This window comes from Streptomyces sp. Edi2, assembly GCF_040253635.1.
Lineage (GTDB): Bacteria > Actinomycetota > Actinomycetes > Streptomycetales > Streptomycetaceae > Streptomyces.
The window spans coordinates 2,360,396-2,375,393 of sequence record NZ_JBEJGX010000003.1 but is presented as its reverse complement, the minus strand read 5'-3'; the positions used below and the strand labels follow the sequence as shown (position 1 = coordinate 2,375,393).

At 72.3% G+C, this 14,998-nt stretch carries 13 protein-coding genes; 7 read left to right on the top strand and 6 right to left on the bottom strand.

What is annotated here, in order from left to right:
• The first annotated feature begins 55 nt into the window (after nt 1-55).
• Nucleotides 56-793 (top strand): hypothetical protein, encoded by a 738-nt coding sequence (locus ABR737_RS13890; RefSeq protein WP_350250485.1) that lies wholly within the window; start codon nt 56-58, stop codon nt 791-793.
• Here the strand turns inward: ABR737_RS13890 and ABR737_RS13885 are convergent.
• The 5 genes from ABR737_RS13885 to ABR737_RS13865 all read right to left on the bottom strand — a co-directional run bounded on the left by ABR737_RS13885 (nt 768) and on the right by ABR737_RS13865 (nt 6,681).
• On the bottom strand, nt 768-1,541 hold the full coding sequence (locus ABR737_RS13885) for a hypothetical protein (RefSeq protein WP_350250484.1): 774 nt from the start codon (nt 1,539-1,541) through the stop codon (nt 768-770). The genes ABR737_RS13890 and ABR737_RS13885 overlap by 26 nt on opposite strands.
• On the bottom strand, nt 1,538-3,304 hold the full coding sequence (locus tag ABR737_RS13880; RefSeq protein ID WP_350250483.1) for a phosphatidylglycerol lysyltransferase domain-containing protein: 1,767 nt from the start codon (nt 3,302-3,304) through the stop codon (nt 1,538-1,540). Before ABR737_RS13880 ends, ABR737_RS13885 begins: the two co-directional genes overlap by 4 nt.
• Before the next feature lie 144 nt (nt 3,305-3,448).
• On the bottom strand, nt 3,449-4,495 hold the full coding sequence (cobT, locus tag ABR737_RS13875; RefSeq protein WP_350250482.1) for a nicotinate-nucleotide--dimethylbenzimidazole phosphoribosyltransferase: 1,047 nt from the start codon (nt 4,493-4,495) through the stop codon (nt 3,449-3,451).
• 21 nt (nt 4,496-4,516) lie between these two features.
• Nucleotides 4,517-5,278 carry a class I SAM-dependent methyltransferase gene (locus ABR737_RS13870; RefSeq protein WP_350250481.1) on the bottom strand — a complete coding sequence of 254 codons (762 nt, stop codon included), beginning with the start codon at nt 5,276-5,278 and terminating at the stop codon, nt 4,517-4,519.
• A 62-nt stretch (nt 5,279-5,340) separates the two neighbouring features.
• Nucleotides 5,341-6,681, bottom strand: a complete 1,341-nt coding sequence (locus tag ABR737_RS13865; RefSeq protein WP_350250480.1) for a bifunctional adenosylcobinamide kinase/adenosylcobinamide-phosphate guanylyltransferase — start codon at nt 6,679-6,681, stop codon at nt 5,341-5,343.
• A 159-nt stretch (nt 6,682-6,840) separates the two neighbouring features.
• Here ABR737_RS13865 and ABR737_RS13860 point away from each other — a divergent pair, with 159 nt between their 5' ends.
• Nucleotides 6,841-7,056 (top strand): hypothetical protein, encoded by a 216-nt coding sequence (locus ABR737_RS13860; protein ID WP_129296797.1) that lies wholly within the window; start codon nt 6,841-6,843, stop codon nt 7,054-7,056.
• A 229-nt stretch (nt 7,057-7,285) separates the two neighbouring features.
• Here ABR737_RS13860 and ABR737_RS13855 read toward each other — a convergent pair whose 3' ends face one another.
• Nucleotides 7,286-7,882, bottom strand: coding sequence for a DUF3043 domain-containing protein (locus tag ABR737_RS13855; RefSeq protein ID WP_350250479.1), 597 nt, complete (start codon nt 7,880-7,882; stop codon nt 7,286-7,288).
• Nucleotides 7,883-8,197: 315 nt separating this feature from the next.
• Between ABR737_RS13855 and ABR737_RS13850 the strand changes: the two genes are divergently transcribed.
• The 5 genes from ABR737_RS13850 (at nt 8,198) to ABR737_RS13830 (ending at nt 14,763) form a co-directional block, all read left to right on the top strand.
• The gene (locus ABR737_RS13850) at nt 8,198-8,995 is read left to right on the top strand and encodes a PspA/IM30 family protein (protein ID WP_350250478.1); all 798 of its coding nucleotides are present in this window, start codon (nt 8,198-8,200) and stop codon (nt 8,993-8,995) included.
• A 57-nt stretch (nt 8,996-9,052) separates the two neighbouring features.
• Nucleotides 9,053-9,331, top strand: coding sequence for a PspA-associated protein PspAA (pspAA, locus tag ABR737_RS13845; protein WP_350250477.1), 279 nt, complete (start codon nt 9,053-9,055; stop codon nt 9,329-9,331).
• Nucleotides 9,332-9,439: 108 nt separating this feature from the next.
• Complete coding sequence (locus ABR737_RS13840; protein ID WP_350250476.1) at nt 9,440-10,741, top strand: sensor histidine kinase; 1,302 nt, start codon at nt 9,440-9,442, stop codon at nt 10,739-10,741.
• The gene (locus ABR737_RS13835; protein ID WP_350250475.1) at nt 10,738-11,424 is read left to right on the top strand and encodes a response regulator; all 687 of its coding nucleotides are present in this window, start codon (nt 10,738-10,740) and stop codon (nt 11,422-11,424) included. Before ABR737_RS13840 ends, ABR737_RS13835 begins: the two co-directional genes overlap by 4 nt.
• 150 nt (nt 11,425-11,574) lie before the next feature.
• A complete protein-coding gene (locus ABR737_RS13830) occupies nt 11,575-14,763 on the top strand; it encodes an efflux RND transporter permease subunit (protein ID WP_350250474.1) in 3,189 nt (1,062 codons plus the stop codon).
• Nucleotides 14,764-14,998: the final 235 nt, after the last annotated feature.

The window sequence follows — 14,998 nt, the reverse complement described above, 5'->3', positions numbered from 1 at the left end:
AACCGGGCCGCATGGTGATGAAGTGTCCCTACCCGACAAATGGGGAGCGTGTGGGATGGGCCACTGGTGGTACCGCAATATCGTCGAGCCGGGGAAGCTGCCGCTGCTGCTCGCCCTCGCCTCTTTCGTGCTGACCTTCCTCGTGACCCGGGCCGTCACCCGGCTCATCCGGGCGGGCAAGGGGCCGTTCCGCAACATCACCCCCGGCGGGGTGCACGTCCATCACGTGGTGCCCGGCGTGATCCTGATGGTCCTCGGCGGCTTCATCGCCCTCGCGGGCGGCCGGCGCGGCTTCGGTTCCGGTGTCGCCGCGGTGCTCTTCGGCATTGGCGTAGGCCTCGTCCTCGACGAGTTCGCGCTGATCCTCCACCTCGACGACGTGTATTGGAGCGAGGAGGGGACCAAGAGCGTCGAGATCGTCATCCTCACCGTCGCCCTGGTGGCCCTGATCCTCGGCGGCTTCCTGCCGTTCGGCGTCAACGAACTCGGGGCGGAGGAGAGCACCGACCGCTTCACGGTCGTGCGGACCGTGGCCGTCAACTTCCTCTTCGCGCTCATCGCACTCACCAAGGGCAAGGGCCGGATCGCGGTCATCGGGGTCTTCGTGCCGTTCGTCGCGCTCTTCGGCGCGGTCCGGCTTGCCCGTCCCCACTCGCCCTGGGCCAGGCGCTTCTACCGCACCCGCCCGAAGGCGCGGGCCCGTGCCCGGGTCCGCGCCTACCGTCACGACCGCCGCTGGTCGGCCGTGCGCCGCAGGGTCGAGCATGTCATCGGGGGTGCTCCGAGCCGCTGACCCGCGGTGCGTCCCCCGCCCTGCGCCGCCGCCCCAGCTCCCACAGCGCGCACACCACGAGCACCGCCAGCACCGCCGCGACATGCTCCTTGCCCGCCAGGTTGTTCTTGATGGACACCACCTCGACGACCATCGCCACGGCGACCGCGGCACAGGTGAACCACGCGCGATAGCGCCAGCACACGAACACCGCCAGCCCCACCACGGCCGCCGACGGCCCGGTGTCGATGACGTACTTGTCCGAGTCGGGCAGCCCGAGCGGGCTCTCCGGGCCGATCCAGATGCCGATCCGCGCGTACATCGTCCCGGCGAGCGTGGCGACATAGGCGACCAGCAGCGTCTGCCGCAGGCCCACACAGATCTCGGCGACCCCGAAGACCACCAGGATCTGCGCCAGCGCCCCCCACACCGGAAGGTCCAGCGCGGGGACGAACAGCGACAGGGGGGTGCGCAGCAAGGCCACCCACAGGTGTTCCCAGGCCTGTACGGAGCCGATGTTCTGGACCGTCCGGTAGCCCCAGGCCTGGTGCTGCACGAACTGGAAGGCCAGGGTCAGGAACACCGCGGTGAGCGTCAGCGGAATCGCCCGCAGCTTGGCGCCGGCCAGCGAGGACCGCACCGCCCGCAGGAGCGGGCCCCACTCCGCACCCGCGGCGCGGCGCAGGCCGGACATCTCCCGCCGCCCCGGCGCGGGCATCTTCTCCGGTCCCGGCACGGGTACCCCCGGCCCCGCCCCGGCCGCACTCATCCCGCATTCTCCAGGTGCTTGCGGTTCAGCCACTTGGGCAGACCGGGTGCTTCCAGAAAGCCCTCCGCACGGCCGGCGGCGATTCCGATCCGCAGCAGATCGGTGCTCTTTTCGAAGAGCATGTACCGCGGCTCCCAGATGGGCCGGTATTTCGCATTGGCGCGATAGAGGGATTCGATCTGCCACCACCGGGAGAAGAAGCTGAGCAGCGAGCGCCACAGGCGCAGCACCGGGCCCGCGCCGAGTCGCGATCCACGTTCGAAGACGGAACGGAACATCGCGAAGTTCAGCGAGAGCTGAGTGACCTCCACCTCTTCCGCCCGCTGGATCAACTCCAGCACCATGAACTCCATCAGGCCGTTCTCGGAGTTCCGGTCCCGCCGCATCAGATCCAGCGAAAGGCCCTTTTCGCCCCAGGGCACAAAGCTCAACAGCGCCCGCAGTTCGCCGGCTTCCTCCCCCGCGCCGCCGTCGCGGCATTCGAGCATCACGCAGCGCCCGTCGCCCACGTCCCCGAGCCGGCCCAGCGCCATCGAGAAACCGCGCTCGGTCTCCCCGTCGCGCCAGTCGTCGGCCAGCCGCAGCAGCTGCGCCATCTCCGCTGCCGGGATGTCCTCGTGACGCCGGATGCGGACGGTGTAGCCGGCCCGCTCGACGCGGTGGTAGGCCTGCCGTACGGTCCGCATCGCGCGGCCGCCGAGGGTGAACTCCTCGGTGTCCACGATCGCTTCGTCGCCCAGCTCCAGCGCGTCCAGACCGTGCCGGGCGTAGATCGTGCCGCCCTCCTCGCTCGCGCCCATCACCGCGGGCGCCCAGCCGTGCTCCCGGGCCTCGGCCAGCCAGACCTCGATCGCCCCGGGCCACGCCTCGGGGTCCCCCAGCGGATCGCCGGAGGCCAGCGACACCCCGCCCACGACGCGGTAGGTGACCGCCGCCTTGCCGCTGGGGGAGAAGAGCACGCTCTTGTCGCGGCGCAGCGCGAAGTAGCCCAGCGAGTCACGGTCGCCGCGCCGCGCGAGGAGCGCGCGCAGCCGCTCCTCGTCGTCCTCGGTGATCGCCTCGGTGCTGCGTACGGACCGGAACGCCGCCCACAGGACCGCGACCAGCAGCAGCGTGCTGAGCACATTGATCGTGACATTGACCCAGTTCGGGGTGGCGATCCCCGGGAACGCACGGTCGTCGGCGGCCAGCGACACCAGCCGCATCAGGCCGTAGCGCCAGCGCTGGACGAACGTCGAGGCGCCGTCCCCGGCAGTGTTGGTGACGGTCACCAGCAGGGCCGCCAGCAGCGAGGCGACCAGCAGACCGCCGGCCGCGACCGTCGCCGCCAGCTTCGGGTTCGCGCGGTCGCCCTTCGCGGCGAACTCGCGGCGCCCCACCACCAGCGCCGCGGCGAACAGCACGGTCACCCCCAGCGACACCCAGTTCTGCACATGACCGCGGAATTCCGGGGCCGCCACCATCCCGACGGCGAAGAGCAGCGCCAGCAGCCCGGAAAGCACCAGATTCAAAATCCAGGCCGCCCGCTTGCCCCGCCGCAGGGTCACCGACAAGAAGAGCGAGAAGGCGCCGGAGGCGAACCCCGCCGTCAGCAGATACGGAGTGAAGAACTCCGCAATGTTGTGCCGGCGGATGTCATTGCCGAACGACACCCATACCGCGCTCAGCAGATTGAGGAAGGTGACCGTGCGCAGATACCAGATGCCGAATGCGGCACCCCGCTGTGACCACGTGCCGCCGGGGCGGCCTTCGTCCGGACTCAAGCGATGTCTCCCATAAAACGTGTAAAGCGCGATCTTATGGGGGGCCGCCGGCGGTCCGGTACGGGCCTGACCTGGTGAGCGCCCGGGCCGGGCGCTCGTCCGTTCGCTTCCTGCGGCGGCCGGCCGGGGTGGGCCGGTGCCGGGTCAGTCGCGTACGGGCAGTTCTGCCGCCAGGGCCGCGGCTGCCCGTACCAATGGCAAGGCCAGCAGCGCCCCGGTCCCCTCTCCCGCAGTGACGCCGTGGTCGAGCAGAGGGTTGAGTGCGATCCGGTCCAGCGCCTTGGCCTGGGCCGGCTCCCCGCTCGCCTGCCCGGCCACCCACCAGTCCGGCGCCCGGAACGCCACCCGCTGCGCCACCAGCGCACAGGCGGCCGAGACCACCCCGTCCAGGATCACCGGAGTCCGGCGCACCGCGCTCTGCAGCAGGAAGCCGGTCATCGCGGTCAGATCCGCGCCGCCGACCGTGGCCAGCAGCTCCAGCTGGTCGCCGAGCACCGGACGGGCCCGCCGCAGCGCGTCGCGGATCGCCGCGCACTTGCGCATCCAGGCCAGATCGTCGATGGGGGCGCCGCCCCGCCCGGTGACCACCGAGGCGTCCGTGCCGCACAGCGCCGCGATCAGCGTGCTCGCCGGGGTCGTCCCGCCGACGCTCAGATCGCCCAGCACCACCAGATCGGTGCCCGCGTCCGCCTCCTCGTCCGCGACGGCCATCCCGGCCCGGAACGCCGCCTCGGCCTCCTCGGCCGTCAGTGCGTCCTCGATGTCGATCCGTCCCGAACCGCGCCGCACCCGGTGCCGGGTGACGTCCTCGGGCAGCTCCTGCGGGTCGCAGTCCACCGCCAGATCCACCACCCGCAGCTGCGCCCCGGCGCCCCGGGCCAGCACCGCGACCGGGCTCGCCCCGTCCAGCACGGCCCGTACGAGATCCCTGGTGCCGCCGGCCGGCCGGGCCGACACCCCCAGCTCCGCCACCCCGTGATCGCCCGCGAACAGCAGCACCCGCGGCCGCTCGACGGGCCGCACCGGCACCTGCTGCTGCGCGGCGGCCAGCCACTCGCCCAGCTCGTCGAGGCGGCCGAGCGCACCCGGCGGCACGGCCAGCCGGGCCCGCCGCTCCTCGGCGTCACGGCGTGCACCGCCGTCGGGGCGCTCGATCAGGTGGGCGAAGTCGTCGAGGTTCAAGGCGCTCATTGGGCGCAGATTACCGTCAACTCACCGCTGACGAAGCGCACCGGGGGGAACGGCCCGGGGCGAGGTGGCCGAGGCGAACCGGACCTCGCACACCAGTGGCGTCAGCGCGCGCACCACCGGGACGCGGCGCCCGCGCCACACCAGCCGGGACCACAGACCGCCCGCCGCCGCGTCTCCCGGCGCAGCCGGCACCGGGCCGATCTCGCGCACCGCGACGATGCCCGGGTGCAGGCAGGCCACCCGCGGCAGTTGGGCACGGTCCAGACCCCAGCGCGGAGCCGGCCACCGGACGCCGGCCGCGGCGGCCCGCCGCGCCAGCGTGGTCGCCCGCCCCGGCAGCGCGTCAAAGACCAGCACACCGCCGGGAAACCGCTCCGCACACGCCGCGAGCAGCGCGCGCACCGCGGGCGGCGGCAGCCGCATCAGTACCCCGGGAGCCGTGACGACGACCCCGCGCCACGGCTCCGCAACCGCGTCCAGCCAGGCGTGATCGGTCACCGCACGGGCGACGGTCCGCCGCCGGGCGCCGTCCGGAAGCAGCATCCGGCGGGCCGCCGCGGTCTTCGGGGGCACCACCGTCAGCCAGGTCAGCCGTCCGTTGTCCAGCCGCCAGAAACCGGTGCCCAGCCCCTCGCCGAGCGCGACCACCGTCGCCTCCGGATGCCGCTCCAGATAGGCGCGCACGGCCGCGTCGAAAAGCCGTCCGCGCCCCCGGGGCTCCCGGACGGGCCCCGCATGCCACCCGGCCGGCGCTTCGGATTCGGTCCGCTCGGATTCGGTCACGGGTCAAGAGCACCCGGCGCCGCGCCCACGGGCAAGCGGACACGGGCCGCGCCGGGCCCGTGTCATCCACGCAGCGCAAGCGCCTGCCCCGCGACGACCAGCAGCACCTGCTCGCACTCCGCGGCGAACGCCGCGTTCAGCCGCCCCAGTTCGTCACGGAACCGACGGCCCGCCGGGGTCGCCGGGACGACCCCGGACCCGACCTCGTTGCTCACCGCCACCACCGGCCTGCGCGTCTCGCGCACCGCCGTCACCAGCGCATCGGTCCGCTTCCGCAGCGCCTCCCGGCCGCCGGCCTCCCAGGTCGCGTCGTCCCACGCCCCGACGTCGTCCATGACATGCGTCAGCCACAGCGCCAGACAGTCGATCAGCAGCGGCGACGTCCCGCCCCGGCTCCCGCCGCCGGGGCCCGCACCGGGCACGCCGGCTTCCTGCCCCGCCCCTGCACCGTCCCGGCCAGGACCCGCGTCCTCCGCGCCCGGCCCGGCCCCCAGCAGCGGCAGCAGATCGCAGGTCTCGACGGTGCGCCAGCTGCTGGGGCGCCGCTCGCGGTGCAGCGAGACCCGCTGCGCCCAGTCCTGGTCGCCGTCCCGGGTCCCCCCGGTGGCCACGTACACCACGTCGGGGAAGGCCGCGAGCCGCCGCTCCGCCTCCACCGACTTGCCGCTGCGCGCCCCGCCCAGCACCAGGGTCCGCCGCGGCAGATCCGGCACCGCGTGAAACTCGCCCACCACCAGCGTGCTGCCGTCCGCCACCGCGCGGGCCCCCACCACCGCCAGCCTGCGGTGCAGTTCGGGCCCCGGCGGCACACCGTGGTCGAGGTGCACCGCGACCACGTCCGTCGCCGCGTCGACCGCGCCGCTCGCCCGCAGCCTGGCCAGCGCGTCGGGCCGCTTCACCACGTCGAGCAGCACCAGGTCGTAGGGACCGGCGCCGCCGGCGCCCTCCTCACCGCCGCCCGCCGCCCGGCCGTTCCCGTTGCCCAGCCCGGCCGGCGCCGCGCCCGGCGGCAGATACAGCAGCCGCTCGCCGTCCACGCCGGAGATCTCATAGCCGGTGCCGGGGATGTCCACCGCGACGGCGCGCACCCGGTGCCCGTCGAGCAGCGCCAGCTCCCGCCCGTCCGCGACCCGGCCCGGCTGCGGCAGCCCGGCCGGCACCTCCAGCACCGGGCCGTCGTGCGGATGGGAGAGCAGCACCTGCCGTACACCCGACAGGGACTGCCCGGCACGGGCGGCCGCAAAGGCCGGGCCCGGCGTCAGGTCGATCATCAGCGCGCCGTCGACGAGCAGCGCGGTCGCCGCCCGCGCCTCGTCGCCGACGGCGGTCGCACAGGCGGCACACGGGCAGCCGGGGCGCGGCAGCCCCTGCGGGGCCCCGGTGCCAAGGAGAGTCACATCCACACCGCCGAGTTTCCCGCGTCCTTGCCGGGCGGGCGCGGCGGGGGCGGGCTCGACACGGCCGTTAGGCTGCCGATCAGCACGGAAGCACGGCACCGGGGGTGCGTCAGGACGCGCCCGCGGTGGCACAGATTCGTACTCGGTGGGATCCAGGAGGCGCACATGGCGTGGACGTGGCGGTTCGAGAAGGCCGACGGTTCGGAGACGGCGCCGGCCGTCCAACCGGAGGAGTTCACCACCCAGGGCGACGCGGAGTCCTGGATCGGCGAGGAGTGGAAGGCCCTCCTCGAAGGCGGCGTCGACCAGGTCAGGCTCTTCGAGGACGGCACCGAGATCTACGCGGGCCCGATGAGCCTGCACGCGGCCGCGGAGGACTGAACCCCGACGACGCGACCGGGCCGTTCCCGTACGACTGCCGGGCCGCGCGCTCCGGTACGAGGCCCGGCCGGCCCCGAACGACGCTTGGCCGGGCCCGCACGGGCCCGGCCAAGCATCAAAATCAATCCCGCCGCAACGGCGCGCCACCACGAGGGCGAGGGTCTGGGGGCACCTCCCAGCGTTAGCTGGGGAGGAATCACCGGCTACCGCACCCCCACGTACGACACGGCTACGGCCGCTGCCCCCGCTTCACCTGCGGCTTCGGCAGCCGCAGCCGCCGCATCTGCAGCGTCCGCATCACCGCGTACGCCTTCACGCCCTTGAGGTTCTCGTTCGGGAAGCGCTCCTCCAGCCGCTTGCCCAGGCGGAACCAGATCAGCACCGAGTCGAGCACGATCAGCACGATGATCACGAGCCACAGCAGCAGCGCGATGCTCTGGATCGACGGCACCCGGATCATGGTGAGCACCAGGATCACCACGGCCATCGGCAGGAAGAACTCGGCGACACACCACCGGGAGTCGACGAAGTCGCGCGCGAAGCGGCGCACGGGCCCCTTGTCGCGCACCGGCAGATACCGCTCGTCGCCGCTGGCCATCGCCTCGCGCTGGCGGGCCATATCGGTTCGGCGGGCCTCGCGCTGCGCCTTCGCCGCGTCCTTGCGGTTGGTCGGCGTATGCGCGCGGGAGCGGCGCTGCGACTGGGAATCGCTGCGTTTGGGCGTCGGGCGGCCCTTGGGGGCCTGCGGATCGCGGGGCTGCTGGGGCTGGTCCGCGGTCACCTTGGCGGTCGCGGCCTGCTCATCCTTCGAACGGCTTCGGAACACAACACCCAAGAGTACGTGCTCGCCGCGGGTGAGCGGCGGTCCGACGGGGCACGATCCGGCAACGGCGCTTCCGGAAGCCGGCGCCTGACCAGGCGGGAACCTCTGCGCTACCGGGACAGAGCGGACATCGTGCCGATTGTCCGGACTCTCCCTACTCCTTGCGCGGGAGAAGAACGCGCCCCGATCGTCCTGGAGGAGGAGCGCATCGGGGCGCGAACAGTGCGGTAATGGAACCAGGGCCCGTACTGTGGGGTCTGTAGATGTGCTGGAGCCTAAGCCCGAGGTGACTCGGTCAGAAGGGGGCGCGCGAGGCCCATGAGCGATGGTGTCATGAAGCGGATGGGAATGATCTTCCGCGCGAAGGCCAACAAGGCCCTGGACCGGGCCGAAGACCCGCGCGAAACCCTTGACTACTCGTACCAGAAGCAGCTGGAGCTGCTGCAGAAGGTACGCCGCGGCGTCGCCGACGTGGCGACCTCCCGCAAGCGCCTGGAGCTGCAGCTCAACCAGCTCCAGGGCCAGTCGTCCAAGCTGGAGGACCAGGGCCGCAAGGCGCTGGCGCTCGGCCGCGAGGACCTGGCCCGCGAGGCGCTGAGCCGGCGCAGCGCGCTGCAGCAGCAGGTCACCGACCTGGAGACCCAGCACCAGACGCTGCAGGGCGAGGAGGAGAAGCTCACGCTCGCGGCGCAGCGGCTGCAGGCCAAGGTCGACGCCTTCCGTACGAAGAAGGAGACGATCAAGGCCACCTACACGGCCGCCCAGGCCCAGACCCGGATCGGCGAGGCCTTCTCCGGCATCTCCGAGGAGATGGGCGATGTCGGCATGGCCATCCAGCGTGCGGAGGACAAGACCGCGCAGCTGCAGGCCAGGGCCGGTGCCCTCGACGAGCTGATGGCCTCCGGCGCGCTGGACGACCCGACCGGCATGGCCAAGGACGACATCACCGCCGAGCTGGACCGGCTCTCCGGCGGCAGCGACGTCGAACTGGAGCTGCAGCGGATGAAGGCCGAGCTGGCGGGAGGCTCGTCCGGCCAGCAGGCCCTCGAGGGCGGCCAGAACGGCGGGGCACAGTCCGCCCCGCAGCAGGACCGGCCGCGTTTCGACAAGCAGTGACGGCCGGCGGCGGATAGCCTCGCCACAGATCGTCGGACCGGACCGAGGGAGACCGTCGTGATCGTACGGATCATGGGGGAGGGCCAGGTGAAGCTGGACGATGCCCACTTCGCCGAGCTCAACAAACTGGACGATGAACTGCTCGCCGAGATGGAGAGCAACGACGAAGCAGGGTTCCAGCGCACTCTCGATGCCCTGCTGGAAGCGGTGCGCCGCCTCGGTACACCGCTTCCCGACGACGCCCTCGAACCGTCCGAACTCATCTTGCCCTCCGCCGACGCCTCCCTCGAAGAGGTCCGGGAGATGCTCAGCGACGACGGCCTCATCCCGGGCTGAACCCCGGCCCGGCCCTGGCCAGAACCCGGTTCCGTCCGGTCAGGACACTCCACTCCAGCGCACGGCGCCCCGGCCCTTCGATGGGCCGGGGCGCTACCGTTTGCTCTTGTGAGCCACCTCGATCCCCGCCCGGACACGCCCCGCGTCGGCCGCTTCCCGTGGCAGCGGGCCCACCCGCTCGCCTTCGACACCGTCCTGGCGGTGGCGGTCTTCGCGTGCGTCCTGTGCGGCGCGGTGGCCGACCCGCACGGCCCGCACGGCCCGCGGTTCGGCGCTCACCACCTCTCCGCCTCGACCGTGGCCTTCGCCGCGCTGGCCTGCGCCGCCCTGGTCCTGCGCCGCCGGCTGCCCCGTACGGTCCTGGCCGTCACCGGCGCCTGCACCATCGTCGAACTGCTCGCGCGCTCCAGCGACCCGCGCGCCCCCGTGGCCGCCTCCGCCGTGATCGCCCTCTACAGCCTGGCCTCGCGCACCGACCGGCCCACGACCTGGCGGGGCGGCGCGCTGACCGTCGTCGTGCTGACCGCCGCCGCGATGCTCTACGGCCCCCGCCCCTGGTACGCGCAGGAGAACATCGCGATCTTCGCCTGGACGGGCATGGCCGCGGCGGCCGGCGACGCGGTCCGCAGCCGCCGGGCCTTCGTCGACGCGATCCGCGAGCGCGCCGAACGCGCCGAGCGCACCCGCGAGGAGGAGGCCCGGCGCCGGGTCGCCGAGGAGCGCCTGCGGATCGCCCGTGAGCTGCACGATGTCGTCGCCCACCACATCGCCCTGGTCAACGTCCAGGCCGGCGTCGCCTCGCACGTCATGGACAACCGCCCCGACCAGGCCAAACAGGCGCTGGCGCACGTCCGCGAGGCGTCCCGCTCGGCGCTGGAGGAACTGCGTGCCACGGTCGGCCTGTTGCGGCAGTCCGACGACCCCAAGGCGCCGACCGAGCCCGCGCCCGGCCTCGGCGTCCTCGACCAGCTCGTCGACGGGTTCGTCCGCGCCGGGATCCCCGTCGATCTGGAGCTCCCGCCCGCGCCCCGCCCGCTGTCCGCCTCCGTCGACCTCACCGCCTACCGCGTGGTCCAGGAAGCGCTCACCAACGTCCACAAGCACGCCGGCGAGGGGGCCCGCGCCACGGTGCGGATCCTGCACTCCGAGACCGCGCTGACCGTGACCGTCCTGGACGACGGCGCGGGCCGGGCCGGCATCCCGCGGCAGAAGGGCGGCGACCGGCCGCCCGTGGAGCCGGGCGGGCCCGGCGAACCGGAGGACAGCGGCGGCGGCCACGGCCTGATCGGGATGCGCGAGCGGGTCTTCGCGCTGCGCGGCACGGTCGTCACCGGCCCGCGCGCGGCCGGCGGCTTCCAGGTGCGGGTCACCCTTCCGCTGCACACCGTCCGTACGGGGGAGTCAACATGACGATCAAGGTGCTGCTCGCCGACGACCAGGCGCTGCTGCGCAGCGCGTTCCGGGTGCTGGTCGACTCCGAGCCGGACATGGAGGTGGTCGCGGAGGCCTCCGACGGCGCCCAGGCGTACGAGCTGACCCGGGCGAAGCGCCCCGATGTCGTCCTGATGGACATCCGGATGCCCGGCGTGGACGGCCTGGCGGCCACCCGCATGATCAGCGAGGACCCGGAGCTCACCGGCGTCCGGGTGGTCATCCTGACGACCTTCGAGGTCGACGACTATGTGGTGCAGTCGCTGCGGGCCGGCGCCAGCGGCTTCCTGGGCAAGGGCGCCGAGCCGGACGAGATGCTGGGCGCGATCCGGATCGCGGCGGCCGGCGAGGCGCTGCTGTCGCCCGTCGCGACCAAGGGCCTGATCGCCAAGTTCCTCGCGCAGGGCGGCAGCACGGGGGACGGCGGGCCCGGCAGCCGGGGCGCCGAGCGGCTGGCGACGCTGACCGGCCGCGAGCGGGAGGTGCTGACCCTGGTGGCCGGCGGGCAGTCCAACGACGAGATCGCCGAGCAGCTGGCGGTCAGCCCGCTCACCGTCAAGACGCATGTGAACCGCGCGATGGCCAAACTGGGCGCCCGCGACCGGGCCCAGCTGGTCGTCATCGCCTACGAGTCCGGACTCGTACGCCCACGGGTGCAGTGAAGGGGGAGGGGCCCGTACTCCCAACGCGGTACGGGCCCCGGCCGGAAACCGACCTGCGAGCGAGGAAAACCGGCCAGGGCATGGCGGAAGGTGTAGGTGGGCCCGGAAAGGCCCCGCCGACCGTTTCAGAACAGAAGAGAGACCCCACCCATGTCCTGGCTGTCCCGACTCAGCCTCGTACAACGGGGCCTGATAGCGCTGATGTCGATCGTGGCGATCGCCTTCGGCGCCATCGCGATCCCGCAGCTCAAGCAGCAGCTCCTGCCGTCCATCGAACTCCCGATGGTGTCCGTGATGGCCCCCTACCAGGGCGCCTCCCCCGAGGTCATCGAGAAGCAGGTGATCGAGCCGCTGGAGGACGGTGTCCAGGCGGTCGACGGCATCAAGTCCGTCACCTCGACGTCGAGCGAGGGCTCGGGCGTCATCATGGCGCAGTTCGACTACGGCAATGACTCCAAGCGCCTGGTCGCCGACGTCCAGCAGGCCGTGAACCGCGCCCGCGCCAAGCTGCCCGACGACGTCGACCCGCAGGTGGTGTCCGGCTCGACCGATGACATCCCCACCGTGGTCCTGGCCGTCTCCTCCGGCTCCAAGGACCAGCAGACGCTGGCCGACCAGCTCAACCGCAGCGTGGTGCCGGACCTCAAGAACATCGACGGCGTCAGCCAGGTCAGCGTGGACGGCGTCCAGGACCGGATCGTCGCGGTCACCCCCGACGACAAGAAGCTCGCCGCCGCCGGGCTGACCTCCCAGGCGCTGGGCCAGGCGCTGGAGGCCGGCGGTACCTCGGTGCCCGCCGGTTCGTTCGCCGAAGCAGGCAAGAGCAAGACCGTGCAGGTCGGCGCGGGGTTCACCGCCGTCAAGCAGATCCGGGACCTGTCGATCGCGCCGTCCGCGGCAGCCGGTGACTCCGGCGCGGGGGCAGGCGCGAGCGCCGCCCGCCCGTCCGGTCCGGTCCGGCTCGGCGATGTCGCCACCGTCAAGGAGCAGGCCGCCACCCCGACCTCGATCACCCGCACCGACGGCAAGCCCAGCCTCGCCCTCCGGGTGACGATGGACCAGGACGGCAGCGCGGTCGCGATCTCCGACGCGGTCAAGGACAAGCTGCCGAAGATCCGTCAGGACCTGGGCAAGGGCACCGAGGTCACGGTCGCCTCCGACCAGGGCCCGGCGGTCTCCAAGTCGATAGAGTCGCTGACCACCGAGGGCCTGCTCGGCCTCGCCATGGCGGTCATCGTCATCCTGGTCTTCCTGCTCAGCCTGCGCTCGACGCTGGTCACCGCGGTCTCCATCCCGCTCTCGGTCGTCATCACCCTGATCGTGCTGTGGACCGGGGACCTCTCCCTGAACATGCTCACCCTCGGCGCGCTGACCATTGCGATCGGCCGCGTCGTCGACGACTCGATCGTCGTCCTGGAGAACATCAAGCGGCACCTGGGCTACGGCGAGGAGCGCCGCGAGGCCATCCTCTCCGCCGTCAAGGAGGTCTCCGGAGCGATCACCTCCTCCACCCTCACCACGGTCGCGGTGTTCCTGCCGATCGGCGTGGTCGGCGGCATGGTGGGCGCCCTCTTCGGCTCCTTCTCCCTGACCGTCACCGTCGCCCTGCTGTCCTCCCTGATCGTCTCCCTGACGGTCGTGCCGGTCCTCTCGTTCTGGTTCCTGCGCGCCCCGCGGATCCCCGAGGGCACCACCCCGGACGACCTGCGCCGCCAGGCCGAGGAGAAGGAGGCCAAGAGCCCGCTGCAGCGCCTCTACGTCCCCGTCCTGCGGTTCGCGACCCGCCGCCGGGTCACCAGCCTGGTCATCGCCGTCGTGGTCCTCCTCGCCACCTTCGGCATGGGCCCGCTCCTGAAGACCAACTTCCTCGACCAGGGCGACCAGGACACCCTCACCCTCAAGCAGGAGCTCAAGCCCGGCACCAGCCTGGACGCGGCCGACAAGCAGGCCAAGAAGGTCGAGAAGCTGCTCGCGGCCAACGACGACATCGCCGACTACCAGGCCACCGTCGGCTCCTCCGGCTTCATGGCGGCCTTCGGCGGCGGCACCGGCGCCAACCAGGCCTCCTACCAGCTCAAGCTGAAGGACGCCGCGGACTCCGGCAAGGTCACCGACGACCTGCGGACCGGTCTCGACAAGCTCGGCCCGTCCATCGGCGACACCACCGTCACCGCGGGCGGCGGCTTCGGCAGCCAGGACCTGAGCGTGGTCGTCAAGGCCGCCGACGGCGATGTCCTGAAGAAGGCCAGTGAGCAGGTCCGCAAGACCGTGGCCGGTCTCGACGACGTCACCGACGTCCAGAGCGACCTCGCCCAGAGCGTGCCGCGGATCTCCGTGAAGCCCAACGACAAGGCGGCCGCGGCCGGTTACAACCAGACCACCCTCGGCGGTGCGGTCGCCCAGGCGGTACGCGGCACCACCAGCGGCAAGGCCGTCCTGGACGACACCGAGCGCGACATCGTGATCAAGTCGGCCCACCCGGCCACCACCGTGGCCGAGCTGAAGGACCTGGCCGTGCCGACGCCGGCGGGCCCGGCCAAGCTCAGCACGCTCGCCACGGTGCAGACCGTCCCCGGCCCGGTCCAGATGACCCGGATCGACGGGGCCCGTTCGGCGACCATCACCGCCAAGCCGACCGGCGACAACACCGGCGCGGTCAGCGCCACGCTGCAGAGCAAGATCAATGCCCTGAAGCTGCCCGAGGGTGCCTCCGCCGAGATCGGCGGCGTCTCCCAGGACCAGACCGACGCGTTCTCCTCGCTGGGCCTGGCGATGCTGGCGGCCATCGCCATCGTCTTCATGCTCCTGGTCGGCACCTTCCGCTCGCTGGTCCAGCCGCTGATCCTGCTCGTCTCGATCCCCTTCGCGGCGACCGGCGCGATCGGCCTGCTGGTCGCCACCGGCACCCCGCTGGGTGTCCCGGCGATGATCGGCATGCTGATGCTGATCGGCATCGTGGTCACCAACGCCATCGTGCTGATCGACCTCATCAACCAGTACCGGGCGCAGGGTTACGGCGTCGTCGAAGCGGTCATCGAGGGCGGCCGCCACCGCCTCCGCCCGATCCTGATGACCGCCCTGGCCACGATCATGGCGCTGCTCCCGATGGCACTGTCCATCACCGGTGACGGCGGCTTCATCTCCCAGCCGCTCGCCGTGGTCGTGATAGGCGGTCTCATCACCTCCACCCTGCTCACCCTCCTCCTCGTCCCGACGCTCTACGCGATGATCGAGCTCCGCAAGGAGCGCCGGGCGAAGAAGAAGGCCGCGAAGCGCTCCGCCAAGGACGGCCCGCAGCCCGAGGAGACCGACCGCACACCGGAGCCGGCGAGCGTGTGACGCCGACGACGAGGCGCGACACCGACGACGAGGTGAAGCCACCGACGGGGGTGCCACCACCGACAAGGTGACCCCACCGACAAGGTGACGCAGAAACGATGCCCCCGCAGGCCGGTGCTTGCAGGGGCATCGTGCTGGGCATCCCCGTCCCGGGGCCCGCAACGGCCCCGCACCGACGAAGGGGGAGCACGATGGGCAAGCACGGGGACGGCAAGGGCGGCGAGGAGGGCGACAA